The 21,519-nt window shown below is 68.8% G+C and carries 24 protein-coding genes and 1 pseudogene; 16 read left to right on the forward strand and 9 right to left on the reverse strand.

Going from position 1 to position 21,519, the window contains the following annotated elements; genetic code table 11:
- Nucleotides 1-37: 37 nt before the first annotated feature.
- Complete coding sequence (locus ACFOWZ_RS37095) at nucleotides 38-538, forward strand: hypothetical protein (RefSeq protein ID WP_382378611.1); 501 nt, start codon at nucleotides 38-40, stop codon at nucleotides 536-538.
- 54 nt (nucleotides 539-592) lie between these two features.
- Here ACFOWZ_RS37095 and ACFOWZ_RS37100 read toward each other — a convergent pair whose 3' ends face one another.
- Complete coding sequence (locus ACFOWZ_RS37100; protein WP_382378612.1) at nucleotides 593-739, reverse strand: hypothetical protein; 147 nt, start codon at nucleotides 737-739, stop codon at nucleotides 593-595.
- An 86-nt stretch (nucleotides 740-825) separates the two neighbouring features.
- Here ACFOWZ_RS37100 and ACFOWZ_RS48050 point away from each other — a divergent pair.
- Nucleotides 826-954 (forward strand): annotated as a pseudogene (locus ACFOWZ_RS48050) (hypothetical protein); the annotation flags it as partial.
- A 230-nt stretch (nucleotides 955-1,184) separates the two neighbouring features.
- Here the strand turns inward: ACFOWZ_RS48050 and ACFOWZ_RS37110 are convergent.
- Nucleotides 1,185-2,276 carry an Rv2629 family ribosome hibernation factor gene (locus ACFOWZ_RS37110; protein ID WP_382378614.1) on the reverse strand — a complete coding sequence of 364 codons (1,092 nt, stop codon included), beginning with the start codon at nucleotides 2,274-2,276 and terminating at the stop codon, nucleotides 1,185-1,187.
- An 83-nt stretch (nucleotides 2,277-2,359) separates the two neighbouring features.
- Here ACFOWZ_RS37110 and ACFOWZ_RS37115 point away from each other — a divergent pair, with 83 nt between their 5' ends.
- Together ACFOWZ_RS37115 and ACFOWZ_RS37120 are read left to right on the forward strand one after the other, a co-directional pair.
- Complete coding sequence (locus tag ACFOWZ_RS37115; protein ID WP_382378615.1) at nucleotides 2,360-2,902, forward strand: SRPBCC family protein; 543 nt, start codon at nucleotides 2,360-2,362, stop codon at nucleotides 2,900-2,902.
- The gene (locus ACFOWZ_RS37120; RefSeq protein ID WP_382378616.1) at nucleotides 2,899-4,074 is read left to right on the forward strand and encodes a zinc-dependent alcohol dehydrogenase; all 1,176 of its coding nucleotides are present in this window, start codon (nucleotides 2,899-2,901) and stop codon (nucleotides 4,072-4,074) included. The genes ACFOWZ_RS37115 and ACFOWZ_RS37120 overlap by 4 nt, the downstream gene beginning before the upstream one ends.
- A gap of 53 nt (nucleotides 4,075-4,127) precedes the next feature.
- Here the strand turns inward: ACFOWZ_RS37120 and ACFOWZ_RS37125 are convergent, their stop codons facing one another.
- From ACFOWZ_RS37125 to ACFOWZ_RS37140, 4 genes are all read right to left on the reverse strand, one after another.
- Nucleotides 4,128-4,421, reverse strand: coding sequence for an STAS domain-containing protein (locus ACFOWZ_RS37125; protein ID WP_382378617.1), 294 nt, complete (start codon nucleotides 4,419-4,421; stop codon nucleotides 4,128-4,130).
- 98 nt (nucleotides 4,422-4,519) lie between these two features.
- On the reverse strand, nucleotides 4,520-5,560 hold the full coding sequence (locus ACFOWZ_RS37130; RefSeq protein WP_382378619.1) for a hypothetical protein: 1,041 nt from the start codon (nucleotides 5,558-5,560) through the stop codon (nucleotides 4,520-4,522).
- A gap of 44 nt (nucleotides 5,561-5,604) precedes the next feature.
- Entirely contained in the window at nucleotides 5,605-6,156 is a 552-nt protein-coding gene (locus tag ACFOWZ_RS37135; protein WP_382378620.1) for an MEDS domain-containing protein, read from the reverse strand.
- The gene (locus ACFOWZ_RS37140) at nucleotides 6,153-7,865 is read right to left on the reverse strand and encodes a PucR family transcriptional regulator (protein WP_382378621.1); all 1,713 of its coding nucleotides are present in this window, start codon (nucleotides 7,863-7,865) and stop codon (nucleotides 6,153-6,155) included. Before ACFOWZ_RS37140 ends, ACFOWZ_RS37135 begins: the two co-directional genes overlap by 4 nt.
- A 182-nt stretch (nucleotides 7,866-8,047) precedes the next feature.
- Between ACFOWZ_RS37140 and ACFOWZ_RS37145 the strand changes: the two genes are divergently transcribed.
- The 11 genes from ACFOWZ_RS37145 to ACFOWZ_RS37195 are packed head-to-tail and all read left to right on the forward strand — an operon-like array spanning nucleotide 8,048 to nucleotide 17,945.
- Nucleotides 8,048-8,455, forward strand: coding sequence for an Hsp20/alpha crystallin family protein (locus ACFOWZ_RS37145; RefSeq protein ID WP_382378622.1), 408 nt, complete (start codon nucleotides 8,048-8,050; stop codon nucleotides 8,453-8,455).
- 10 nt (nucleotides 8,456-8,465) lie between these two features.
- On the forward strand, nucleotides 8,466-8,996 hold the full coding sequence (locus ACFOWZ_RS37150; protein WP_382378623.1) for a general stress protein: 531 nt from the start codon (nucleotides 8,466-8,468) through the stop codon (nucleotides 8,994-8,996).
- Complete coding sequence (gene dnaK / locus ACFOWZ_RS37155; protein WP_382378624.1) at nucleotides 8,996-10,873, forward strand: molecular chaperone DnaK; 1,878 nt, start codon at nucleotides 8,996-8,998, stop codon at nucleotides 10,871-10,873. Before ACFOWZ_RS37150 ends, dnaK begins: the two co-directional genes overlap by 1 nt.
- A gap of 5 nt (nucleotides 10,874-10,878) precedes the next feature.
- Nucleotides 10,879-11,370: a nucleotide exchange factor GrpE gene (locus ACFOWZ_RS37160; RefSeq protein ID WP_382378625.1), complete on the forward strand. Its 492-nt coding sequence runs from the start codon at nucleotides 10,879-10,881 to the stop codon at nucleotides 11,368-11,370.
- Between the two features lie 6 nt (nucleotides 11,371-11,376).
- On the forward strand, nucleotides 11,377-12,267 hold the full coding sequence (locus ACFOWZ_RS37165; protein WP_382378626.1) for a DnaJ C-terminal domain-containing protein: 891 nt from the start codon (nucleotides 11,377-11,379) through the stop codon (nucleotides 12,265-12,267).
- Nucleotides 12,267-12,569, forward strand: a complete 303-nt coding sequence (locus ACFOWZ_RS37170) for a chaperone modulator CbpM (RefSeq protein ID WP_382378627.1) — start codon at nucleotides 12,267-12,269, stop codon at nucleotides 12,567-12,569. The genes ACFOWZ_RS37165 and ACFOWZ_RS37170 overlap by 1 nt, the downstream gene beginning before the upstream one ends.
- Entirely contained in the window at nucleotides 12,551-15,178 is a 2,628-nt protein-coding gene (clpB, locus tag ACFOWZ_RS37175; protein WP_382378628.1) for an ATP-dependent chaperone ClpB, read from the forward strand. The genes ACFOWZ_RS37170 and clpB overlap by 19 nt, the downstream gene beginning before the upstream one ends.
- Entirely contained in the window at nucleotides 15,175-15,615 is a 441-nt protein-coding gene (gene trxA / locus ACFOWZ_RS37180; RefSeq protein ID WP_382378629.1) for a thioredoxin, read from the forward strand. The genes clpB and trxA overlap by 4 nt, the downstream gene beginning before the upstream one ends.
- Nucleotides 15,612-16,037 carry a DoxX family membrane protein gene (locus ACFOWZ_RS37185; RefSeq protein ID WP_382378630.1) on the forward strand — a complete coding sequence of 142 codons (426 nt, stop codon included), beginning with the start codon at nucleotides 15,612-15,614 and terminating at the stop codon, nucleotides 16,035-16,037. The genes trxA and ACFOWZ_RS37185 overlap by 4 nt, the downstream gene beginning before the upstream one ends.
- The gene (locus tag ACFOWZ_RS37190; RefSeq protein ID WP_382378631.1) at nucleotides 16,034-16,297 is read left to right on the forward strand and encodes a UBP-type zinc finger domain-containing protein; all 264 of its coding nucleotides are present in this window, start codon (nucleotides 16,034-16,036) and stop codon (nucleotides 16,295-16,297) included. Before ACFOWZ_RS37185 ends, ACFOWZ_RS37190 begins: the two co-directional genes overlap by 4 nt.
- The gene (locus tag ACFOWZ_RS37195) at nucleotides 16,275-17,945 is read left to right on the forward strand and encodes an FAD-dependent oxidoreductase (protein WP_382378632.1); all 1,671 of its coding nucleotides are present in this window, start codon (nucleotides 16,275-16,277) and stop codon (nucleotides 17,943-17,945) included. The genes ACFOWZ_RS37190 and ACFOWZ_RS37195 overlap by 23 nt, the downstream gene beginning before the upstream one ends.
- A gap of 29 nt (nucleotides 17,946-17,974) precedes the next feature.
- Here ACFOWZ_RS37195 and ACFOWZ_RS37200 read toward each other — a convergent pair whose 3' ends face one another.
- The 3 genes from ACFOWZ_RS37200 to ACFOWZ_RS37210 all read right to left on the reverse strand — a co-directional run bounded on the left by ACFOWZ_RS37200 (nucleotide 17,975) and on the right by ACFOWZ_RS37210 (nucleotide 21,208).
- Complete coding sequence (locus ACFOWZ_RS37200) at nucleotides 17,975-18,139, reverse strand: hypothetical protein (RefSeq protein ID WP_382378633.1); 165 nt, start codon at nucleotides 18,137-18,139, stop codon at nucleotides 17,975-17,977.
- Nucleotides 18,140-18,393: 254 nt separating this feature from the next.
- Nucleotides 18,394-19,641, reverse strand: coding sequence for a glycosyltransferase (locus tag ACFOWZ_RS37205; protein ID WP_382378669.1), 1,248 nt, complete (start codon nucleotides 19,639-19,641; stop codon nucleotides 18,394-18,396).
- Between the two features lie 430 nt (nucleotides 19,642-20,071).
- Nucleotides 20,072-21,208, reverse strand: a complete 1,137-nt coding sequence (locus ACFOWZ_RS37210) for a glutathione-independent formaldehyde dehydrogenase (protein ID WP_382378634.1) — start codon at nucleotides 21,206-21,208, stop codon at nucleotides 20,072-20,074.
- Nucleotides 21,209-21,272: 64 nt separating this feature from the next.
- Here ACFOWZ_RS37210 and ACFOWZ_RS37215 point away from each other — a divergent pair, with 64 nt between their 5' ends.
- Complete coding sequence (locus tag ACFOWZ_RS37215) at nucleotides 21,273-21,422, forward strand: hypothetical protein (protein ID WP_382378635.1); 150 nt, start codon at nucleotides 21,273-21,275, stop codon at nucleotides 21,420-21,422.
- The last annotated feature ends 97 nt before the right edge of the window (nucleotides 21,423-21,519 follow it).

The raw sequence follows: 21,519 nt of genomic DNA on the forward strand, positions 1-21,519 counted from the left end.
AGCTATCTCATATAATTCAGTCCCGAGGAGGCGCACCTTGCTGTCCGACACCCACCCCAACGCCGTGTGGCTGGCCGACCTGTACCGGGGCGGAGCGGCGATCTCGGCCGATCCGGGCCTGAGCGAGGACGAGAAGATCCAGCGGCTGCACCAGCACACCGTCGAGGTGATGGAGAAGATGTCCCCGGACATGGTGATCCACACCGGCGGTGTTCGCCTGGCGGCGACCGGCGGAATGGACTTCATGCGCCGGTACATGAAGCGGCGAGCGGGTCTCGCCGACGCCAGCGTGGAACCGGTCCAGTTCGACCAAATCCTCGCCGACGACCACTACGGCGTGGTGCACGGCACTTTCCGCACGTCGCGCGGCGACTGGACCTGGACCCGCGTCGGCATGGGGGCGTGGCGTTTCAAGGACGGTCTGGCCGTCGAGCACTGGGAGCTCTCGGACGGTCCAACGTGGGACGAGTTCTTCCTCGCCGGCGATCCGGAGCCGTTCACCGGGTCGGCACAAGAGTTTTGGACCCGCGGCGTCTAATGTCGGGCCCGCAGCCGACGATACGATAGAACAGTCTCAACTCATAGCACTGTTCTACTTGTGCTTGCGCAACGATGTGGGGGCGATCAGCGACCCGCCGGCAAGCCGTCCGGCCGCCACGTCCTCGGCGACGCTGGCGACCGGCGGCACGATCCACGGGCCGGTGGTGGCGACCAGACCGGCCACGGCCATCTTCAGCATTTGTACGGCAGGTGCTGCGCTACAGCGACGAGATCGGCATGGGCGAGGACCTGACGCTGCCGGAACGGGAGGCGATCCGCGCCCCGATGCAGTGGTCGGACGCGAAGAACGCCGGATTCTCCAGAGCGGACTCACTGATCAGGCCCGTGATCAGCACCGGACCACGCGGCTTCGCCGAGGTCAACGTGGCCCGCCAGCGCAGTGACCCGCACAGCCTGCTCACCTGGTTCGAACGCATCCTGCACACCCGCCGCGAGTGCGAGGAGATCGCCACCGGCGAGCACGAGGTGCTCGACATCGGCCCGCCCCACGTCCTGGTGCACGTGGCACGCGGACCGCACGGCGTCATGCTCTTCGCACACAACCTGAGCCCTGAACCGTGCCAGGTGTCCGTGCCACCGCAGGCTTCCGATGGATCCGCCTGGCCGACATCCCGTGGTCCTGACTACGGGCGGTGCCGCAGAATCGCGCCGACACCCTGCAGCACCTCGATGCCGTCACCGACCACCACGTTCGCACCCGTCGCAGCCGCCGCCCGCGCCAACGCGTCATCCGCGCGGTTGCGCTCCACAGCGGCCGGATCGTCCACGACCTGCCGGACGCCGGCCTCGTCGACACCGACCTGATCAGGTTGACCGCTCGTCCACACCAGCTGGTCCGCGAGCACATCGGTGTTCACGACCAGAGTGTCCACATTGGCCTGACGCAGCGCCTCCGTCACGTGCGCGAGGCCTTCGACCGCCAGCCCGTCCCGGCCGAGTTCGGCACGGAACCGTTCGACGACCTCGGCGTCGTGCTGCTGCTGGCGTTGCGCGATGAGGGCACGCACGGCGTTGTCGAACTCTTCGTCGTCAGTGCCCTCGGCCAGTCCCGTGCCTTCGACCTCCACGAGCAGGCCGTCATCGAGATCGAGCTCGTGGCGCACCGCACTGCGCGCTTGCACCTCGCCGCCGAGCACAACCAGCTCGGCGCGTACCTCGCGCACGAGTCGTTCGACTTCATCGGCCACTTGCTTCACGTTGTGCTTGACGGTGTCTTCGACGCGCTGTTGCAGCCGTTTGTGGGCCCATCCCCCGCCACCGGTCTTGTGCAGCGGGTGCTGCTTGCCGCGCACGGTCTCGACCAGGTCGACCCGCCCGTCGAACGAGTGCAGGTCGGCGCCGGACGAGTCGGCGACCACGACGACGTGCGGCACTGGCGGCGGCAGGTAGGAGGCGAGCGGCAGCAGGTCCGGCAGTGAGGAGAACCGGGTGACGTCGGCGGGTGGCGGGACCGGAAGTATCTGGTCCACCAGCACTTCGGCGCCCGAAGCGATGAGCACACGCCCGGCCTTGCCGACGGGTGGATCCGCCGCCGACACGGCCTCGTCCAGCGCGGCGAGGGTCTCCTCCGGCGCACCTTGATCCGCGAGCTGGTCACGCAGTCCCCGCCAGCGCAGTTCGGCCACCTTGGCCGCGTCCTCCGTGTCGTGCGACGCGTCGCAGTAGACCGACGCGAACGGGCCGGGAGCCGTAGCTACCTCCTGCAACTTCGACATGTCCATGTACGCGGTGTTCCCGTTCGCGGCGAGGTTAGGCGGAACTCCGAGGGGTAGTTCGGTCGAGGGGCAAAGGAGGATCCATGGAATTGACTGCTACGACCACAGTTCGCAAACCCGCGGAGGAGGTGTTCGCGTTCTGGCGCGACTTGCGGAACCTCCCGACGTTCATGGGACATCTGAAGGAGGTCCGCACCACGGGCGACCGGAGGACCCACTGGGTCGCCGACGCCCCGTTCGGCAAGAACGTCGAGTGGGACGCGGAGATCATCCACGACGTGCCCGCCGAGAAGATCGCCTGGCGGTCGACCGGTGACGCCGACGTGCCGAACGCCGGCACGGTCCTGTTCGTGCGCGCCCCGGACGGCGTGAGCACCGAGGTCCACGTCGGCCTGGTGTACGAGATTCCGGGCGGCGCGATCGGAAAGGCGGTCGCCCAGTACTTCGGCGAGGAACCGCATCAGCAGCTCGACGACGACCTGCGCCGGCTCAAGCAGGTGCTGGAGACCGGCGAGGTCGTCCGGTCCGACGGGGCCCCGTGGGGCAAACGGGCCCGCAAGGAGTTCCCACAGCGCCCGGCACAACCGCTGTCGGACGCCGAGCTGGAGAAGGGGCCGGACGCATGAGGGCGAACACCTGGGCGGGCCGCAACAAGGTCGAGGTCCGCGACGTGCCGGACCCGAAGATCCTGAACAACCGCGATGCCATCGTCCGGATCACCTCGACCGCGATCTGCGGCTCGGACCTGCACCTGGTCGACGGGTACGTGCCGACCATGCAGGACGGCGACGTCCTGGGGCACGAGTTCATGGGTGAGGTCGTCGAGGTCGGCCCCGGTGTCGCTCCGGATCGGCTGCGCGTCGGCGACCGGGTGGTGGTGCCGTTCCCGATCGCCTGCGGCGCGTGTGCCGCCTGCGCCGCCGAGCTGTACTCCTGCTGCGAGAACTCCAACCCGAACGCCGGGATCGCGGAGAAGATGTTCGGGCACCCGGTCGCGGGGATCTTCGGCTACTCGCACCTGACCGGCGGTTACGCGGGCGGGCAGGCACAGTACGCGCGCGTGCCGTTCGCCGACGTCGGCCCGTTGAAGATCGAGTCGGATCTCACCGACGAGCAGGTGCTGTTCCTCTCCGACATCCTGCCCACCGGCTACATGGGTGCCGAGATGTGCGACATCAAACCCAGCGACGTGGTGGCGGTCTGGGGTGCCGGCCCGGTCGGCCAGTTCGCCATGGACAGCGCCAAGGTCCTCGGCGCCGCGGAGGTCATCGCCATCGACAAGGAGCCCTACCGGCTGCAGATGGCGGCACGGGCAGGCCACACACCCGTGAACTTCGAAGAGTTCGACGTGCGGTCACGGCTGCTGGAGCTCACAGGTGGGCGCGGACCGGACAAGTGCATCGACGCCGTCGGCCTCGAGGCCACCCACGGCAGCGCGCACATCTCCGCCTACGACCGGGTCAAGCAGGCCGTGCGATCGGAGACCGACCGCCCCCACGCACTGCGCCAGGCGATCATGTCGTGCCGCAGCGGCGGCGTGGTCTCGGTGATCGGCGTGTACGGCGGACTGATCGACAAGTTCCCCGCCGGAGCCTGGATGAACCGGTCGCTGACCCTGCGCACCGGGCAGTGCCACGTCCAGCGCTACATGAAGCCGCTGCTGGAGCGCATCGAGCGCGGGGAGATCGATCCGACCAGGATCATCACTCACACCCTGTCGCTGGACGAGGCGGAACGTGGCTTCGAGATGTTCAAGAACAAGCAGGACAACTGCGAGAAGGTCGTTCTCAAGCCCTGACGGCCAGCCGCGTTCGGTCACCGCGGCAGGCACGGTGGCCGAACGCGGGTGGGTCACGCGCGCAGCATGTCCAGCAGCGCGAGGGATCGCCGCACAGCCGTGGTCTCGGTGAGCAGGCAGAGTTCCGATCCCACTCGGTTCGCGTGGTGCTCGGCCCGTTCGAGCGCCCTCAGGCCGGCGGTGCCGAGAAACGTGACCTCGGTGAGGTCCACGACGATCACCGCATCCGATATGTCCAGATGCGGCTCGATGGCCCGGACCAGCAAGTCCACAGTGGACGAATCGATCTCTCCGCTCACCCGGACTCTGATCACCTTCGCGACGGCGACGGGAACCACTACGCTCACCTCCAGCAGCTCTTGGGGTGAGGACGATTCCGCACCGCACGCGTGCGTCGCTTCGGTCCGCGAGGCGGAATTCCCCGGCAGGCGGTAGGCCTGCGGGGTCACTTCTGGAGCTTCTCGCGGCGCTCCTGCTGGCGGTGACCGTAGGCGGCGTTGCGCACCGCCTCGTCGCTCTCCAACCGCGCACCGAGTGCACCGGCCACGGTCGCGACCGAGGCCGCGAGCCACGCCAGTCCGAGGTGGTCGCCGACCGCAGGCGGATGGCCGATCTGATTCGCCATCACCGACGGTTCGAGCACCAGCAAGCCCGCCGCGAGCACCACCGCGAACAACACCACGTACAGCGTGGAGATCCCCAGCACCAGGGTGACCACGGTGGTGAGGTTGTACAGCCGCGCGCGTTCTTTCTCAATCGTGTTGGACGGGCGTTCCCACAGCTTGTGGCTGACGATCAGCCACACCACCATGGCCGCGATCGACAACAGCGTCGCCCCCACCAGCCTGGCCACGCTCGCATAGGCACCGAGCATCCACATGGTCGGGCTGATCAACGTGTACGCGCCGGTGCCGAGCGCGGCGACGAGCACGCTGGACAGACCCATCGCGAGCCGCCACGGCCGGTTCGCTCTGACCATGCCCAGGAACATCCGCAGCCGGCCGCGCAGGCCGGGTGCCACGAACCGCACGCCGATGTCGTCGGTGGGCGAGTCCACCCGCTGGGCCAGCCGTTTCATCGGAACTTCACGGTCCCTGAGCTCGGCCACCACAGCACTGACCACGTCACCGGTCTTGCGGTGCAGGCCCCAGCCGCCGAGTGCGGGAAGTGACGCCACGGCCAGCCCGTCGTCGGCGCTGGCATCGGCCACCACCGGGTCGGTGCCGGCTCTGCGCGGCAGGTCGGTCAGACACACCCACAGGTCGCAACGCTCCTCCACGACCTGATCACGCACCGCCTGCACCACGTGCCGAACGGAGCCGTGCTCGTCGGCGGCGAACTGGTCGCAAACGGGCACCACCCGCCACTCCACGTCGCCGTCCACGTCGCGGCTCAGCCGCTGCGGCAGATCCTCGGCCAGGTCCTCCACGATGTCGGTCGCCAACCCAGGATCGGCGAGCAGTCCGAGCACAACGGTTTTCTGCATGCGCCGTCGAGTACCCCGCGAAGACCTGGATACTCAACGGACTGTCAAAGCACGGGCTGCCGGTGGTAGGGGTTGTCCAGGAGCACGCCCGTCATCCAGATCTGTGGATGGGCGTTCACCATCGGGACGATCACGTCACCGTCGAACATGTCGAGGTCGTAGAAGCACAACGCGTACACCGGGCGCCTGTTCACCCACACACTCGCGTTGACCTCGTGCTGGAAGAGCGCGTCGAGCTGTCCCGGGCGACCCAGCGCCCTGACCATCCACCCCATGTCCCCCGCGATCCGGCAGGGCACCCCGATGCAGTGCGACCACTCGTCCAGTTCGGCCAGGACCGTCTCGCTGTCCACGCCGTCGCACTGATCCCCGCCTTCCGGCTCGTGCACCTGAAGTCGCGGGTGCGAACCTCCCAGTCTCTGTTCCGCGTCGGCTTTCTCCCCGGCGGCGGCGAAGTACTGGCACGCCTCGCCGCGGCGAAGCCCGTCCGACAGGAACGGGATCAGCAGCTCGTCCCGTTCGGCGGGACCGTGGTGGAACACGCACACGTGAGAATGCAGCTCGAGCGACACGCCGTCGAACACCGCACTCGTCACGGCCCCTCCAGCGGTTGCCCCTTCAACACCTGCCACGCGCGTGTCGCGACGTGGACGTTCAACCGAGTTTCCACATCACCGAGGTCCAAACCGGTGATCTCCCTGATCCTGCCCAGCCGATACCGCAAGGTGCTGCGGTGGATCATCAGCGCGGTCGCGGTCCTGTCGTAGTTGCCGCCGCACTCCAGGAAACGGGAGAGCGTGCGGACCATGTCCGCTTCCCGTGCGTTGTCGTAGTCGATCAGGCCGCCCAGCCACTCCCGCACGAAGGACGTCACTTCAGCGCGACTCTCACCGGTGTCGAGGATCCGGTAGAGGCCGAGCTGGCCGAACGACGCCACACCGCTGGGAGTGCCCGACGTCTGCCGGATGCGCAGCGTGCGCATCGCCTCGTTGAACGATCGCGGCAGTCCCTCCGGCGTGTCACAGCTGCCACCGATGGCGACCACGCCCGTGTCGGTGCCCAGTGCGTTCGCCACCGACCGGAACAACGCCTCGCCGTCCGGATGGCCCTGCACGAGCACCACCACGGCGCCGGCACGCCGTGAGCACAACGCTTTCCACTCCAGCTCGACCAGCGCGTGCGACAGTGCGTCAGACAGGGCATCAGACAGGGCGCTGTCAGCTTGGGCGCCATCCCACTGCGCCACCAGCACGTGGTGCGTCCCCCGCAGGTCGTGGCCCAGCGCGGCGGCGCGTGCGTACGCGCTCTCGTTGTCCGTGCCCACGACCAGGTCGTCCACGAGTTCACGGTGCAGCCGCAGTTCCACCTCGGCGAGAGTGCGCTGGTGGGCCAGTTCCAGCGCGAGCACGGTCGTGCCGTACTCCAGCGTGAAGATCTCCGGGTCCCGCGCGGTCTTCGCCGGATCGATCAAGGCGATCACACCCAGCACCTCGTGGTGCGGCTTGACCAGCGATATCAGCCGGTCCTTCTCCCGCAGCGGGTACGTGCGGCGGGCGGCGCGGCGCAGCAGGTCCTCCCGTCGCCACGCGGGCAGCTTCGGGTACGGGTCGGGAGGACCCGGCCCCGCCCACGCACGCAGATTGCCGAACTTGTCCTCGATGGCGACGGGGAGCGCGGTGAGCTCGTGGAGCGATTGCGCGATTCCCTGTTCACCGTCCCCGCGAGCGCTCCCGCGAGTCAGCACGTCGTGCACGCGTTGCTGGTGCCGCAGCACGTCCACCGTGTCGGTCAGCCGTGCGTTCACCTCCGCCCGTTCGTCGTTGGACCGGCGCAGCTCATCGACGTACTCGTCACCCCTGCGGTGCAGGGCCGCGTTCGCCAGCGCGGCGCTGGTCTGCTGACAGAGCACTTTGAGCAAGAACATGCCCTCGGCCGTCGGCTCCGACTCCGCGGTCACGACCAGGCAGCCGGCGAGAACCGACTGCTCTCTCAGCAAGAACGCCCAGCGCCACGTCTCGCCCGGAAGCAACACGCCGGAACCAACATCGTCGAGCTGCGACACGGACAGGTCGAGCGCGGGGTCGGCCGGAAGGTCCGAGGGCTGGCGCTCGAGCCCGCCGGCGGCCATGAGATAGGTCGCCATCACGGTCCACGGCCCGAGCGACGGGACCGCCGTCGCCGCGAGAGCGAGGATCTTCGCGGGGTCCCTGCCGCCGAACATCTTCATCGACAAGACGAAGACGCCGTAGAGATTGGACAGTTGAGCACGGGCCCAACCGTCCACGTCTCCAGTGCCTGCAGCCATGCCCTCCCCTGCGCAGTCATTGCTGTGTCAATCAGCGTAGTCCCGGTGCAGTCGTGCTGCCGGGTCTACTGCGGAGGGTGGGTTTCACCCTCGCAGGGCGACGCGCCGCACGCGTGTCCTTCGCCAGGGTGAATGAGATGCACGTCCCCCGGAACACAAGATCCAGGAGGGGAAGAGTCCATATGACACTGATGCGTTTCGACCCGTTCCGCGAACTCGACCGGCTCGCCGAGCAGACCGTCCGCACGCCACGCGCCCTGCCGATGGAGGTGTTCCGCCGCGGTGACAGATGCATCGTCGCGCTCGACCTGCCGGGCGTGGACGGGAAGGACGTGGACGTGACCGTGGAACGCAACGTGGTCACGGTCAAAGCCACGCGCCGCCCGCTGCGGCAGGAGAACGACGAGGTGCTGATCGACGAACGCCCGCACGGGGAGTTCAGCCGCCAGTTCTTCCTCGGCGAGATGCTCGCCGCCGGCGACCTGTCCGCCGAGGTCGACCGCGGCGTGCTCGTGCTGACCATTCCGATCGCCGAGTCCAGCAAGCCGCGCAAGATCGAGATCTCCGAACAGACGACGGTCAACGCCTGAGGGAGCAGCCATGACCATTCATCACTCGGGTGCACACTCGCGCACTGACACCAGCGCCGGCACCGCGCAAAGCATGTCGCGCCGGCGCACGATCGCGTCGTTCACCAACTATCGCGGCGCCGAGCGCGCCGTCGACCACCTGTCGGACAACAAGTTCCCGGTCGACCGCACCGCGATCATCGGTGCGGACGTCCGCATGGTCGAGCAGGTCGTCGGCCGGCTGAACTGGGGCCGCGCGCTGCTGAACGGTGCCCTGTCCGGTGCCGTCCCCGGCCTGTTCTTCGGCTGGATCTTCGGCCTGTTCGACCTGATCAACCCGCTCGTCGCCGCGTTCACGCTCGCGCTGTACGGCCTGGTGTTCGGCGCGGTCATCGGTGCCGTCATCGCCGCGATCTCCTACGGGCTGCAGCGCGGCAGGCGTGACTTCAGCTCCGTGACCATGATGGTGCCGAGCCGGTACGACCTCGTCGTGGACGAGGAGGTCGCGGACGAGGCGCAGCGGCTGCTCGCCGGTATGACCACCGCAGGGGGTGCTGCGTAGTGGCCACGGCAGTAGGAATCGACCTCGGCACGACGAACTCCGCGATCGCGGTCGTCGAGGGCGGCCAGCCCACCGTGATCGCGAACGCCGAGGGATCGCGGACCACCCCGTCCGTCGTGGCGTTCACCGACAGCGGCGAACGGCTGGTGGGACAACTGGCCAAGCGCCAGGCCGTGCTGAACCCGCACGGCACGATCTACTCGGCCAAACGGTTCATCGGCCGCAGGTTCGACGAAGTCACCGAGGAAACGAAGACCGTCACGTTCGACGTCGTCGCGGGACCGAACGACTCGGTGCGCTTCAAGGTGCGCGACAAGCTCTACGCACCGGAGGAGATCAGCGCACAGGTGCTGCGCAAGCTGGTCGACGACGCGAGCAAGTACCTCGGTGAGAAGGTGCGCGAGGCGGTGATCACCGTACCCGCGTACTTCAACGACTCGCAGCGCCAGGCGACCAAGGACGCCGGCAAGATCGCGGGTCTCGAGGTCCTGCGGATCATCAACGAGCCGACGGCGGCCGCACTGGCGTACGGCCTGGACAGGAAGGGCCACGAGACGGTCCTCGTGTTCGACCTGGGCGGCGGCACGTTCGACGTGTCCCTGCTGGACGTCGGCGACGGTGTGGTCGAGGTGCGGTCCACCTCCGGCGACACCCACCTCGGCGGCGACGACTTCGACCGCAGGCTCGTCGACCACCTGGCCGACAAGTTCTCCAACGACACGGGAATCGACCTGCGCCAGGACGCCCAGGCGCTGCAACGGCTGTCCGAGGCGGCGGAGAAGGCGAAGGTCGAGCTCAGCTCGGTCACGCAGACCCAGGTGAGCCTGCCGTTCATCACCGCCGACGCCGGCGGCCCGAAGCACCTGACCGAGACCGTGACGCGGTCGACGTTCGAGCAGATCACGGCAGACCTCGTGGAGCGCTGTCTCGGGCCGGTCGAGCAGGCCATGGCCGACGGCAAGGTGTCCGCGAACGACATCGACGAGGTCATCCTCGTCGGCGGTTCGACCAGGATCCCGGCCGTGCAGAAGCTCGTCCGCCGGCTGACCGGCGGCAAGGACCCGAACATGAGCGTCAACCCGGACGAGGTCGTGGCACTCGGTGCCGCCGTCCAGGCCGGTGTGCTCAAGGGCGAGGTCAAGGACGTCCTGCTGCTCGACGTGACGCCGCTGTCCCTGGGCGTGGAGACCCGCGGCGGCGTGATGACCAAGATCATCGAGCGGAACACGACGATCCCTGCCCGGCGCTCCGAGGTGTTCTCCACCGCCGAGGACAACCAGCCCGCGGTGGACGTGGTCGTGTTGCAGGGCGAACGCGAACGCGCGGCCGACAACCGCGTGCTGGGCCGGTTCCAGCTCAGCGGGATCAGGCCGGCGCCGCGTGGTGAGCCGCAGGTCGAGGTCATCTTCGACATCGACGCCAACGGCATCCTCAACGTGACCGCCCGTGACAAGGACACGGGCGCGGAACAGGGCATCACCATCAGCGAGAGCTCGAACCTGGACACGTCCGAGATCGAGCGGATGGTGTCCGACGCCCAGGCGCACCAGGCGGAGGACCAACGGCTGCGCGAGGCCGTGGACGCCCGCAACACCCTCGACTCGATCGCCTACCAGGTCGAGAAGACCTTGTCGGACCTCGGTGACAACGCGCCTGCGCATGAGAAGGCACGCGCCGAGATGCTGGTCTCCGAGGCCCGCGAGGCGTTGCAGAACGAGGCGCCGATCGAGCGGGTGCGGGAGCTGACCGACGAGCTGACCCAGGTGCTGAACGGCCTGATGGCGGCACGGTCGACCACGCCACCGCCGTCTTCCGGCGGCAACTCGGCCACCGCTTCGGACGACGACGTCATCGACGCCGACTTCGACCGAGTCTGATCACCATGACCTCTCAGGGGAACGCCGCGAACTCCGCGGCCGAAGCCGGGGCCGGCGAGCACCTTCCTCAGCCGCCGGCCCCGGACCGGGCCGTCGGCGAGCTGGAAGATCGCTGGCTCCGCGCCATGGCGGAGCTCGACAACGTGCGCAAACGGCACACCCGCGAGCTGGAACGCCAACGCACCGCCGAACGTGCGCGGGTGGCGTCGGCCTGGCTGCCGGTGCTCGACAACCTGGAGCTCGCGCTCGGGCACGCGTCCGACGATCCGTTGGCCGAAGGCGTGCGGGCGACCCTCGACCAGGCCGTCGAGGTGCTCGCCCGGCTCGGCTACCCGCGCCAGGACGCCACCGGCGTGCCGTTCGACCCGAACGTGCACGAGGTCGTGCAGGTCCTGGACGACCCGGACGCGCCGCCGAACACGGTCGTGCGCGTGCTGCGGCCGGGCTACGGCGACCTGCGTCCCGCCGCCGTCGCGGTGGCGCGCGCACGGGAGTGAGGCGCCGTGGCCAAGGACTTCTACGAGGCACTCGGCGTACCACGCGGGGCGAGCAGTGAGGAGATCCAGCGGGCGTACCGCAAGCTCGCCCGGCAGTACCACCCGGACATCAACCGCGACCCCGGTGCCGAGGACCGCTTCAAGGAGGTCAGCGAGGCCTACGAGGTCCTGTCGGACACCGAGCAACGCCAGCGGTACGACCGGTTCGGCGCCGACTTCCGCCGTGTTCCGGAGGACTACGGGGAACGCGCCGAACGCGGCCCAAAGGGTCGCACGGTGTACACGAGCGGGCCGGGCTACGGCGGGTTCGAGGACTTCGACTTCGAGGACCTGTTCGGCGGCGTCTTCCGCCGTGGCGGGCGCGGCGGTCCGATTCCGGGTGCCGACCAGGAGGCCGAGCTGACGCTCTCGGTCGAGGACGCCTACCAGGGCGGTCACCGCAGACTGACCATCGGCGACCGCGAGCTGGACGTGACGATCCCGGCGGGCGTGGTGGACGGCCAGCGCATCAGGCTGGCCGGCCAGGGCGGCCGGGGCTCCGGCGGCGGCGCGTCCGGCGACCTGTTCCTGGTGGTCAGGATCGCGCCGCACCCCCGGTACCGGCTGGAGGGCCGCGACATCGTCATGGACCTGCCGGTCACGCCGTGGGAGGCGGCCCTCGGCGCCACCGTGCCGATCACGACGCCGGGCGGCGAGGCGAAGGTTCGGGTGGTCGCCGGCTCGTCGAGCGGCCGACGGCTGCGGCTGCGCGGTGAGGGCATGCCGAACCCGCGCGGCAAGCCCGGTGACCTCTACGCCGTCGTGAAGATCATGGTGCCGAAGTCCCTCGGCAAACGGGAACGGGAGCTGTTCGAGGAACTGTCCGCGGTCTCCGACTTCGACCCGAGGGGCTCGTGATGTACGTCCTGACGAAACCGGCCCGGCTGAGCGTCGACCGGGTTTCCGTCCACACCGGACTCCACCCGGACCTGGTGCGCCGGTTCGCCGCGCTCGGGCTGATCGAGTGTGCGGTGGACGACGACGGACGGCTGTGGTTCCCCCCGGACACCGCGGCCCGCATCGCGCGGATCCAGCGGCTGCACGGAGGTCTCTCGCTCAACTACAACGCGATCGCGCTCGTGCTGGACCTGCTCGACCGGATCCGAGTCCTGGAAGCACAAGTGCGCGGAGGTGAACGACCATGGACGTCAACAGGCTGACGCAGAAGTCGCAGGAGGCACTGCAGTCCGCCCAGGAGGCCGCCCAACGGCTCGGGCACACCGAGACCGACGGCGAACACCTCCTGCTGGCTCTGGTCGAGCAGCCCGACGGCCTGGTGGCCCGCCTGCTCGCTCAGGCGGACGTCGACGTACGTGCGCTGACCGACGACGTGCGATCCGCACTCGCTCGCCGCCCCAGGGTGACCGGGCCGGGTGTCCAACCCGGACAGATCACCGTCACCCGACGACTGCTGGGCCTGCTCGACGCTGCGGAACAGGAAGCCAAGCGGCTCAAGGACGAGTACGTCAGCGTCGAGCACCTGCTGCTCGCGCTGGCCGAGGAGGGCAACACCACCAAGGCCGGTCAGGTCCTGGCACGGCACGGCGTGACGAGGGACCGGTTCCTGGAAGGTCTGACCAGGATCCGCGGCAACCAGCGCGTGCGCAGTGCCACGCCGGAGGGAACCTACGAGGCGCTGGAGAAGTACGGCCGCGACCTCGTGAACGACGCGCGGACCGGTGACCTCGACCCGGTGATCGGCCGGGACGCGGAGATCCGGCGGGTGATCCAGATCCTGTCCCGCAAGACGAAGAACAACCCGGTGCTGATCGGCGAGCCCGGCGTCGGCAAGACCGCGATCGTCGAGGGGCTCGCGCAGCGGATCGTGCGCGGCGACGTGCCGGAAGGCCTCCGGGACAAGACGGTCTTCTCCCTCGACATGGGCTCGCTGGTCGCCGGCGCCAAGTACCGCGGCGAGTTCGAGGAGCGGCTCAAGGCCGTGCTGGCCGAGGTGAAAGCCGCCGAGGGCCGCATCCTGCTGTTCGTCGACGAGCTGCACACCGTCGTGGGCGCGGGCGCCGCCGAGGGGTCGATGGACGCCGGCAACATGCTCAAACCCATGCTCGCGCGCGGTGAACTGCACATGATCGGCGCGACCACGCTCGACGAGTACCGCAAGCACATCGAGTCCGACGCCGCGCTGGAGCGGCGGTTCCAGACCGTGATCGTGGCCGAGCCGTCGCCGGAGGACGCGATCTCGATCCTGCGCGGACTGAGGGAACGACTGGAGGTCTACCACGGTGTCAAGATCCAGGACGCCGCGCTGGTGTCCGCCGTGGTGCTGTCCCAGCGTTACATCACCGACCGCTTCCTGCCGGACAAGGCGATCGACCTGGTGGACGAGGCGTGTGCGCGGCTGCGCACCGAGATCGACTCGATGCCTGCCGAACTGGACGAGACCTCGCGGCGGGTGACCCGGCTGGAGATCGAGGAAGCCGCACTGGCCAAGGAAACCGACCAGGCCAGCCAGCAGCGACTGGCCGCACTGCGCAAGGAGCTCGCCGATCTCCGTGCCGAGCTCGACGCCATGACGGCGCAGTGGGAGGCGGAACGGCAGGCGATCCGGCGCGTGCAGGACCTGCGCGGCGAGTTGGAACGCGTGCGCCGCGAAGCCGAGGAGGCGGAACGCGCCTACGACCTCAACCGGGCCGCTGAACTGCGTTACGGCAAGCTCGCCGAGCTGGGGAGCCAGCTCGCGGCCGAGGAGGAACGGCTGGCCGGCAAACAGGGTCAGCACCGGCTGCTCAAGGAAGTGGTGACCGAAGACGAGATCGCCGAGATCGTCGCGGCGTGGACCGGCATCCCGGTGTCGCGGCTCAAGGAGGGCGAACGCGAGAAGTTGCTGAGGCTCGACCAGATCCTGCACGACCGGGTGATCGGCCAGGACGACGCGGTGCGGGTGGTCGCCGACGCGATCATCCGGGCACGGGCGGGTGTGAAGGACCCGCGCAAGCCGATCGGGTCGTTCATCTTCCTGGGCCCCACCGGGGTCGGCAAGACCGAGCTGGCGAAGACGCTGGCGGCGGCGCTGTTCGACAGCGAGGACAACATGGTGCGCCTCGACATGAGCGAGTACCAGGAGAAGCACACGGTCTCGCGGCTGGTCGGCGCGCCTCCCGGTTACGTCGGCTACGACGAGGGCGGCCAGCTCACGGAAGCGGTGCGGCGCAAGCCCTACTCCGTCGTGCTGCTGGACGAGATGGAGAAGGCGCACCCGGACGTGTTCAACACGTTCCTGCAGGTGCTCGACGACGGCCGGATCACCGACGCGCAGGGCCGCACGGTCGACTTCCGCAACACCGTGATCATCATGACGTCCAACATCGGCTCGGAGTACCTGCTCGACGGCGTCACGCCCGACGGGGAGATCAAACCGGACGCGCGCGGGGCCGTGATGGCGTCACTGCGCGACCACTTCCGGCCCGAGTTCCTCAACCGCGTCGACGACATCGTGCTCTTCACGCCACTGCGGCTGGAGCAGATCGAACGCATCGTGGACCTGCAGTTCATCGAGCTGCGCGCCCGCCTCGCCGAACGCCGGATCGACGTCGAACTCACTCCCCCGGCCCGCGAGTTCATCGCCCGGCGTGGCTTCGACCCCGTCTACGGTGCACGGCCACTGCGGCGCTACATCGCGCACGAAGTCGAGACGCGCGTGGCGCGGGCGCTCATCGCGGGTGACGTCGCCGAGGACGCGACGATCCGGGTGGACGTGGTGGACGACGAGCTGTCCGTCATCACCTCCGGTGAGAGCAGGGCCGCCGCATGAGGACCACGGACCTCGCGTGCCCGGACTGCGGCAAGACCAACCGCATACCTGTTGCGGCGCAAGGCAAGCCGAAGTGCGGCAACTGCGGCCGGCCTCTGCCGTGGATCGTCGACGCGCTGGACGACGACTTCGCCGAGGTGGCCGAGCAGGCGGACGTTCCCGTGCTGGTGGACCTGTGGGCGACGTGGTGCGGGCCGTGCCGGATGGTCAGCCCGGTCCTGGACCAGCTCGCACACGAACGAGCGGGCGACATCAAGCTCGTGCGGGTGGACGTGGACCGCGCACCCCGTCTGTCACAACGGTTCGACGTGCGCGCGGTGCCCACACTGATGATCTTGCGCGCCGGCGAGGTGATCGCGCGCCAGCCAGGCGCGCTGCCGGCACCCCAGTTGCGCGCCTGGCTCGGCGACGCTCTCGTTCCGGAGGTGAGGACATGATCAGCCGATCCCTGCTGCGACAACTGCCCGCGCGCGTCACCACGGGCGCGTACGTGCTCAACTCAGGACTGGGCAAGCTGCACGCCGACCAGCAAGCGGCCGAGTCGATGCACGGCTGGGCCGCGACGACCTATCCGGTGCTGGGCAAGCTCGATCCCCAGCGGTTCGCGGCACTGCTCGCGGCTGGGGAGATCGTGACCGGCCTGGCGCTGCTGGTGCCGCTGGTGCCCGCGCGCGTCGCCGGTGCCGCGCTCACCGGGTTCGGCGGCGCGTTGCTCGGGCTCTACCTGCGAACACCCGGGATGCGACAGGAACGCAGCCTGCGACCGACCGAACAGGGCATCGCGCTCGCGAAGGACGTGTGGCTGGTGGGCATCGGACTGTCGCTGGTGATCGACGACGTCATGAGGGAGGACCGATGACCACGGTCGTGGACGAACACCTGGCACTGGTGCGCGAAGTCGTGCCGCAGACCCCGCAGGGCTGCCGCGAGTGCCTCATCACGGGCACCACCTGGGTCCACTTGCGACTGTGCCTCACCTGTGGGCACGTCGGCTGCTGCGACTCCTCGCCGATGAAGCACGCGCGCAGGCATGCCTTCGACGACGGCCATCCGATCGTGCGTTCCCTGGAACCCGGCGAGAACTGGCGGTGGTGTTATGCCCACCAGGCTTTCGTCTGACCAGTCCGCGCAGGAGACACCGGACGAGAACGGTGCCTTCCCCCGCCTCGACGACGACCAGATCGACCAGGTCGCGCGGCACGGCACCCGGCGTCCGACCAGGGAGGGGGAAGTGCTGTACGCCGAGGGCGACCGCAGCCACGACTTCTTCGTGATCGTCAGCGGTGTCGTGCAGGTGCTGGAGCACGGCGAGGTCGTGCGGACCCACGGACCCGGCCGGTTCCTCGGCGAACTCGGTCTGCTGGAAGGGCAACCGTCGTTCGTGACGGCCGTCGTCGCACAGCCGGGCGAGGTCGTCCAGTTGACCGCTGACCAGCTGAACGAGCTGGTGCGGGGCGACCCCGTGCTCGGTGATCTGATCCTGCGCGCCTACCTGATGCGCCGGGCGGTGCTCATCGGCAGGGGCAACGGGCTGCAGATCGTCGGCTCGTGCTTCTCACCGGACACCAAGCGGCTGCTGGAGTTCGCCGCGCGCAACCGGATCCCGCACCGGCTCGTCGACACTGACAAGGACACCCACGCCGAGGAACTGCTGCGCCGGATCGGCGTGACCATCCACGAGACCCCTGTGGTCGTCGTGCCCGGTGGCGAGACGCTGCGCAACCCGAGCAACCGGAAACTGGCCCACGTACTCGGCCTGCACGCCTCGTCTGCGCCGCGCGACCTCACCGACCTGCTCGTGGTCGGCGCCGGCCCCGGCGGCCTCGCGGCCGTCGTGTACGGCGCGGCGGACGGGCTCGACGTGGTGGCCGTCGACTCCATCGCGGCCGGAGGTCAGGCCGGGACGACGTCGCGGATCGAGAACTACCTGGGTTTCCCTGCCGGCATCTCCGGTCCGGAGCTCGCTGAACGCGCGGTGCTGCAGGCGGAGAAGTTCGGCGTGCCGGTGAACGTGTCGGTGGAGGCGGTCTCGTTCTCGCCGCGCGACGGCCACTACGTGGTGCGCTTCGACGACTCCTCTGAGGTCCGCACGCGATCGCTGGTGATCGCGACCGGCGCACGCTATCGCAAGCTCGCCCTGCCGCGGCTCGCCGATTTCGAGTCGACCAGCGTGTACTACGCCGCCACGATCCACGAAGCCCGTGAATGCCAGGCGAACCCGGTCGCGATCGTGGGCGGGGGCAACTCGGGTGGCCAGGCTGCCGTGTTCCTCGCCGACCGGGTACCCGGCGTCCACCTGGTGGTCCGCGACGCCGACCTGAACACGAACATGTCCCGCTACCTGGTCGACCGAGTGATGAGCCACCCGCGGATCGAGGTGCTGCTGCACCACGAGGTCGTGGAGCTGCTCGGCGACAACCAGGTCGAGGGCGTGGTCGTCGAGGACAACCAGACCCGTCACCGGCGCACTCTGCCGGTGCGGGCACTGTTCGTGTTCATCGGCGCGACCCCCTGCACGGCCTGGCTCTCCTCGCTGATCGCGCTCGACGAGGACGGCTTCGTCCTGACCGGTGAGCACGTCGCGACCGGCGACACCTGGTGGCACAAGGGCAGAAGGCCGTTCCCGCTGGAAACGAACCGGCCGGGCGTGTTCGCGATCGGCGACGTGCGCAGCGGTTCGATCAAACGAGTCGGCTCCGCAGTGGGTGAGGGCGCGATGGTGGTCCGGCTCGTCCACGACCACCTGTCGTTCGGAGCGAGGACATGACCTGGCGGCGGATGTTCCGGGCAGGCCCGTCACATCGACGTCATTCCCGCCGAGCAGGCCGGACCCGACCCGTTCCGGATGGAGCCGTTCCACCAGACGACCAGAACCTTCGACGTGGTGAGGAGGTCCACGAGCTCCCGGGCCACCGGCCCGGAGAAGACGACGGTCGTACCGGGCTGGTGTAGCTCGCCCACATCGACGCCGGTGAGGCAGCACGCTGGAGCAACTCGTGCTGGACGGCTGTTGCTCACGCTGCGCCACGATCATCACGAAAATCCGGAGGCGCAGGACTGCATCCCGCCGGGGCCGTGGACCTGTCGGAGGAACGGCCACACGGCTCACCGTCACCGACGCAGCCGCCTCTTGGGGTTCGTCCATCGGGACTGTTCACGGGAGATTTTCGTCGGCGGTTCGGGGAGAGGCCGTCCGAGACCCTCAGAAGCCGTCACTATCCGCCTGACGACTCGTCGTCGTCCGTTTTCGGAGCCCGACGTACCGCGACAGGAGTCACTCCCCCACACGCGACGAGATCTCCGCGACCAGGTAGAACGCTGACGGCTCCCTGCACCGAGCCGGAGGTCCGCACGCCCGCCCGTTCGTAGGCGCGGACGGTGTCGGCCGCGACCCGGTCCCACGAATACCGCGCACACACCCGGTCGCGGCCCGCGACGCCGAACTCCTCGCGGCGAACTTCATCGCCGAGCAACCCTCGCAGCACCTTCGCCAGCTGGCGCGGCCTGCCAGGCGGCACGTGCAGACCCGTCACCCCGTCGACCACCGAGTCCGCCAACGCACCCACCGCGGTCGCCACCACGGGCACGCCACACGCCATCGCCTCGAGCGAGACGTGGCCGACCGGTTCACAGCGCGGCGAACACACCACAACATCCGCGGAACGCAGCAAATCGGCCGTCTGCTCACGCGGCACGCCACCGGTGAACACGATCCGGTCCGCCACGCCTGCGCGCGTGGCGAACGCGCGCAACCGCCGTACCTCGGGCGCCTGCCCGAGGCGCCGCTTTCCCGGCCCACCGATGATCACCAACTCGGCGTCGTCCACTTGGCAGAGCACCCTCACCAGGTCGGCCAGCCCGCTGTGCGGCGCAGCAGTCCACACCGCCACGATGCGACTCCGCGTGCCGCGTTTTGCGATTTGTCCCCACGGAGTGAACAGCCGCACGTCCACGCCGGTCGGAACGACGGAGATCCGGCGCCGGTCGACACCCGTGCGGACGAGCGTGAACACCTCGCTGGACGACATCGCGACGACCCGCGTCACCTTTCCGCCGACGATTCGTTCCCCTTGCTGCCGCCTGGCAGAACCGCCGAGCCCGTAGTACGTCTGCACCACGGGAATCCCTTGGCGTTCCGCCAGCACGCTGCCCAGTCCGGACGTCCACCCGTGCGCGTGCACGACATCCGGCAGGTTGTCCCGCCACTCGCGGCCGAGAGAATCGGCGAGGCGGCCCAGGTGCGGGACGATCTCGTCCTCGTCGACGCGCAGCGCGGGCCCGGCGGGCACGCGTACGACGTTGTAGCCGGACTCCGTGCGATCGCGGCCGGGTGTACGCGGGCCCTCCCGCCGGGTGTAGACCGTGACGTCGTGGCCGCAGCCGGTGAGCGCCGCAGCCAGTCCTGCGACGTGCACGGACTGTCCGGTGCCGGACTCCTGCGCCGACACCATCGCGATCCACAATCGGTCGTGCTTCACGTCCGCCTCCTCGCGTCGAATGACGAACGCAATCGTCGACGAACCGGCCCCGGTGGCGCTTGGGCAGAGGAGGACGAAGTCGGCGGTTCTGATTGGTCACGCCGGCTCATACAGGTGTGGCGGAGAGATGGGGCGCGGCCGTCCGTCGTTCCTCTGGCGTGGTGGTCACTTCACGCCGCGGCTCGTCGCTGTCGAGCGCCGCGACCTGGTGGGACGACCCCCGGATTGACCTGTCATCGCACGAGTTCCGATTCTCACGCAACGACAGCAGCCAGCGGGGACCTGACCGGGCCGCGGAGGTCGTGCCGGCGAGCGTCCCCACCGGCACGTCCGGGCTCACCGTCTCACTTCAGGATGCACGTGAACGCGGCCACGCTCTTCGGCCGCCCAGGGCGAACCCGGCGGCCGCTTCCGGTCACGGGTGCAGCACGACCTTGGTGAAACCGTCGATCCGTTTGTCGAACTTCTCATACGCCATGGGCGCCTCGTCGAGCGGCAGTTCGTGTGACACCACGAAGCTCGGCTTCGCACGGCCCGCGATGATCAGGTCGCGCAACGGTGCGTTGTAGCGCTTCACGTTGCACTGGCCCGTGCCCATCCGCAGGCCCTTCTCGAACATGCGCCCGATCGACACGAGCAGCATGCCCCGCTTCGACTGCTCGTCCGGCGCACCGGGGTCCGCGGGCACGTACAGCCCAGGCACGCCGAGCATGCCCGTCGCACGAACCGCCTCGATCAACGAGTTCAGCACGACGGCCGGTTCCTCCTCGGCACCGCTGTCCGAGTGCGCCTGGTATCCGACGGCGTCGACGCCCTTGTCCGCACCGCCGAACTCGGCACACTGCTCGACGATCTGCTGCGCGGCGTTGCCCTTGGTGAAGTCGATCGGCACGGCGCCGATCTCTTGTGCCTTCTGCAACCGCTCGTGCACGCGGTCGACCACGAACACCTTGGCCGCACCGCGCAACAGCGCGGAGTAAGCGGCCATCAAGCCGACCGGACCGGCGCCGAACACCGCGACCGACTCGCCGGGCGTCACCTCGGCCAGCTCGCAGCCGTGATAGCCGGTCGGGAAGATGTCGGCCAGCAGCACGAAGTCGAGTTCATGGTCATTCCCGGGTGGCAGCTTGAGGCAGTTGAAGTCCGCGTGAGGCACGCGGAGCTTCTCGGCCTGCCCACCGGGGTACGGACCCATCGACACATATCCGTAGGCGCCGCCGGCGAACCCCGGATTCACCGTGACGCAGAACCCCGTGTAGCCGCGCACGCAGTTGACGCAGAACCCGCACGCGACGTTGAACGGCATCACCACCCGATCGCCCTGCTCGATCCCGGTGACACCGTCGCCCGCCTGCTCGACCACGCCCAGATTCTCGTGCCCGAACACGATTCCCGGCTCGGCGGCGGTCCGCCCCTCGTACATGTGCAGGTCGGATCCGCAGATCGCGGTCGAGGTGATGCGGACGATCACGTCGTTGGGGTGCTGGAGCTTCGGGTCCGGCACCTCTTCGACGGCTACCTTGTACGGCTCCTTGTAAACAACAGCCTTCATGATCACTACCTTCGGCGGTAGATTCGTGCCATGTCGCAACGTCTTGGCACGCTGCATGTCTGGAGTGCAGGGACTGTCTGGCACCTCGTATCCGGCCGGCACGGAAGTGGTGATCCGCGGCGGCGGGACCTCCGTCGACGCGTTCGTCAACGGTGACTGGCTCTCCCTCGTGTGGTGGGAGTTCTCCGACGGTGCCGCGTCCGGCAGACCCTGACGTCGGTCGAGTGCTCGCCGAGCCACCGGGCGCTCCATCGCCCGGAGATCCGGCCTGGCGGCGAAAAGCGTTGGAACAAGACGAACCGAGCTCGCCG

The sequence above is a fragment of the Lentzea rhizosphaerae genome (genome assembly GCF_042649515.1).
GTDB lineage: Bacteria > Actinomycetota > Actinomycetes > Mycobacteriales > Pseudonocardiaceae > Lentzea > Lentzea aerocolonigenes.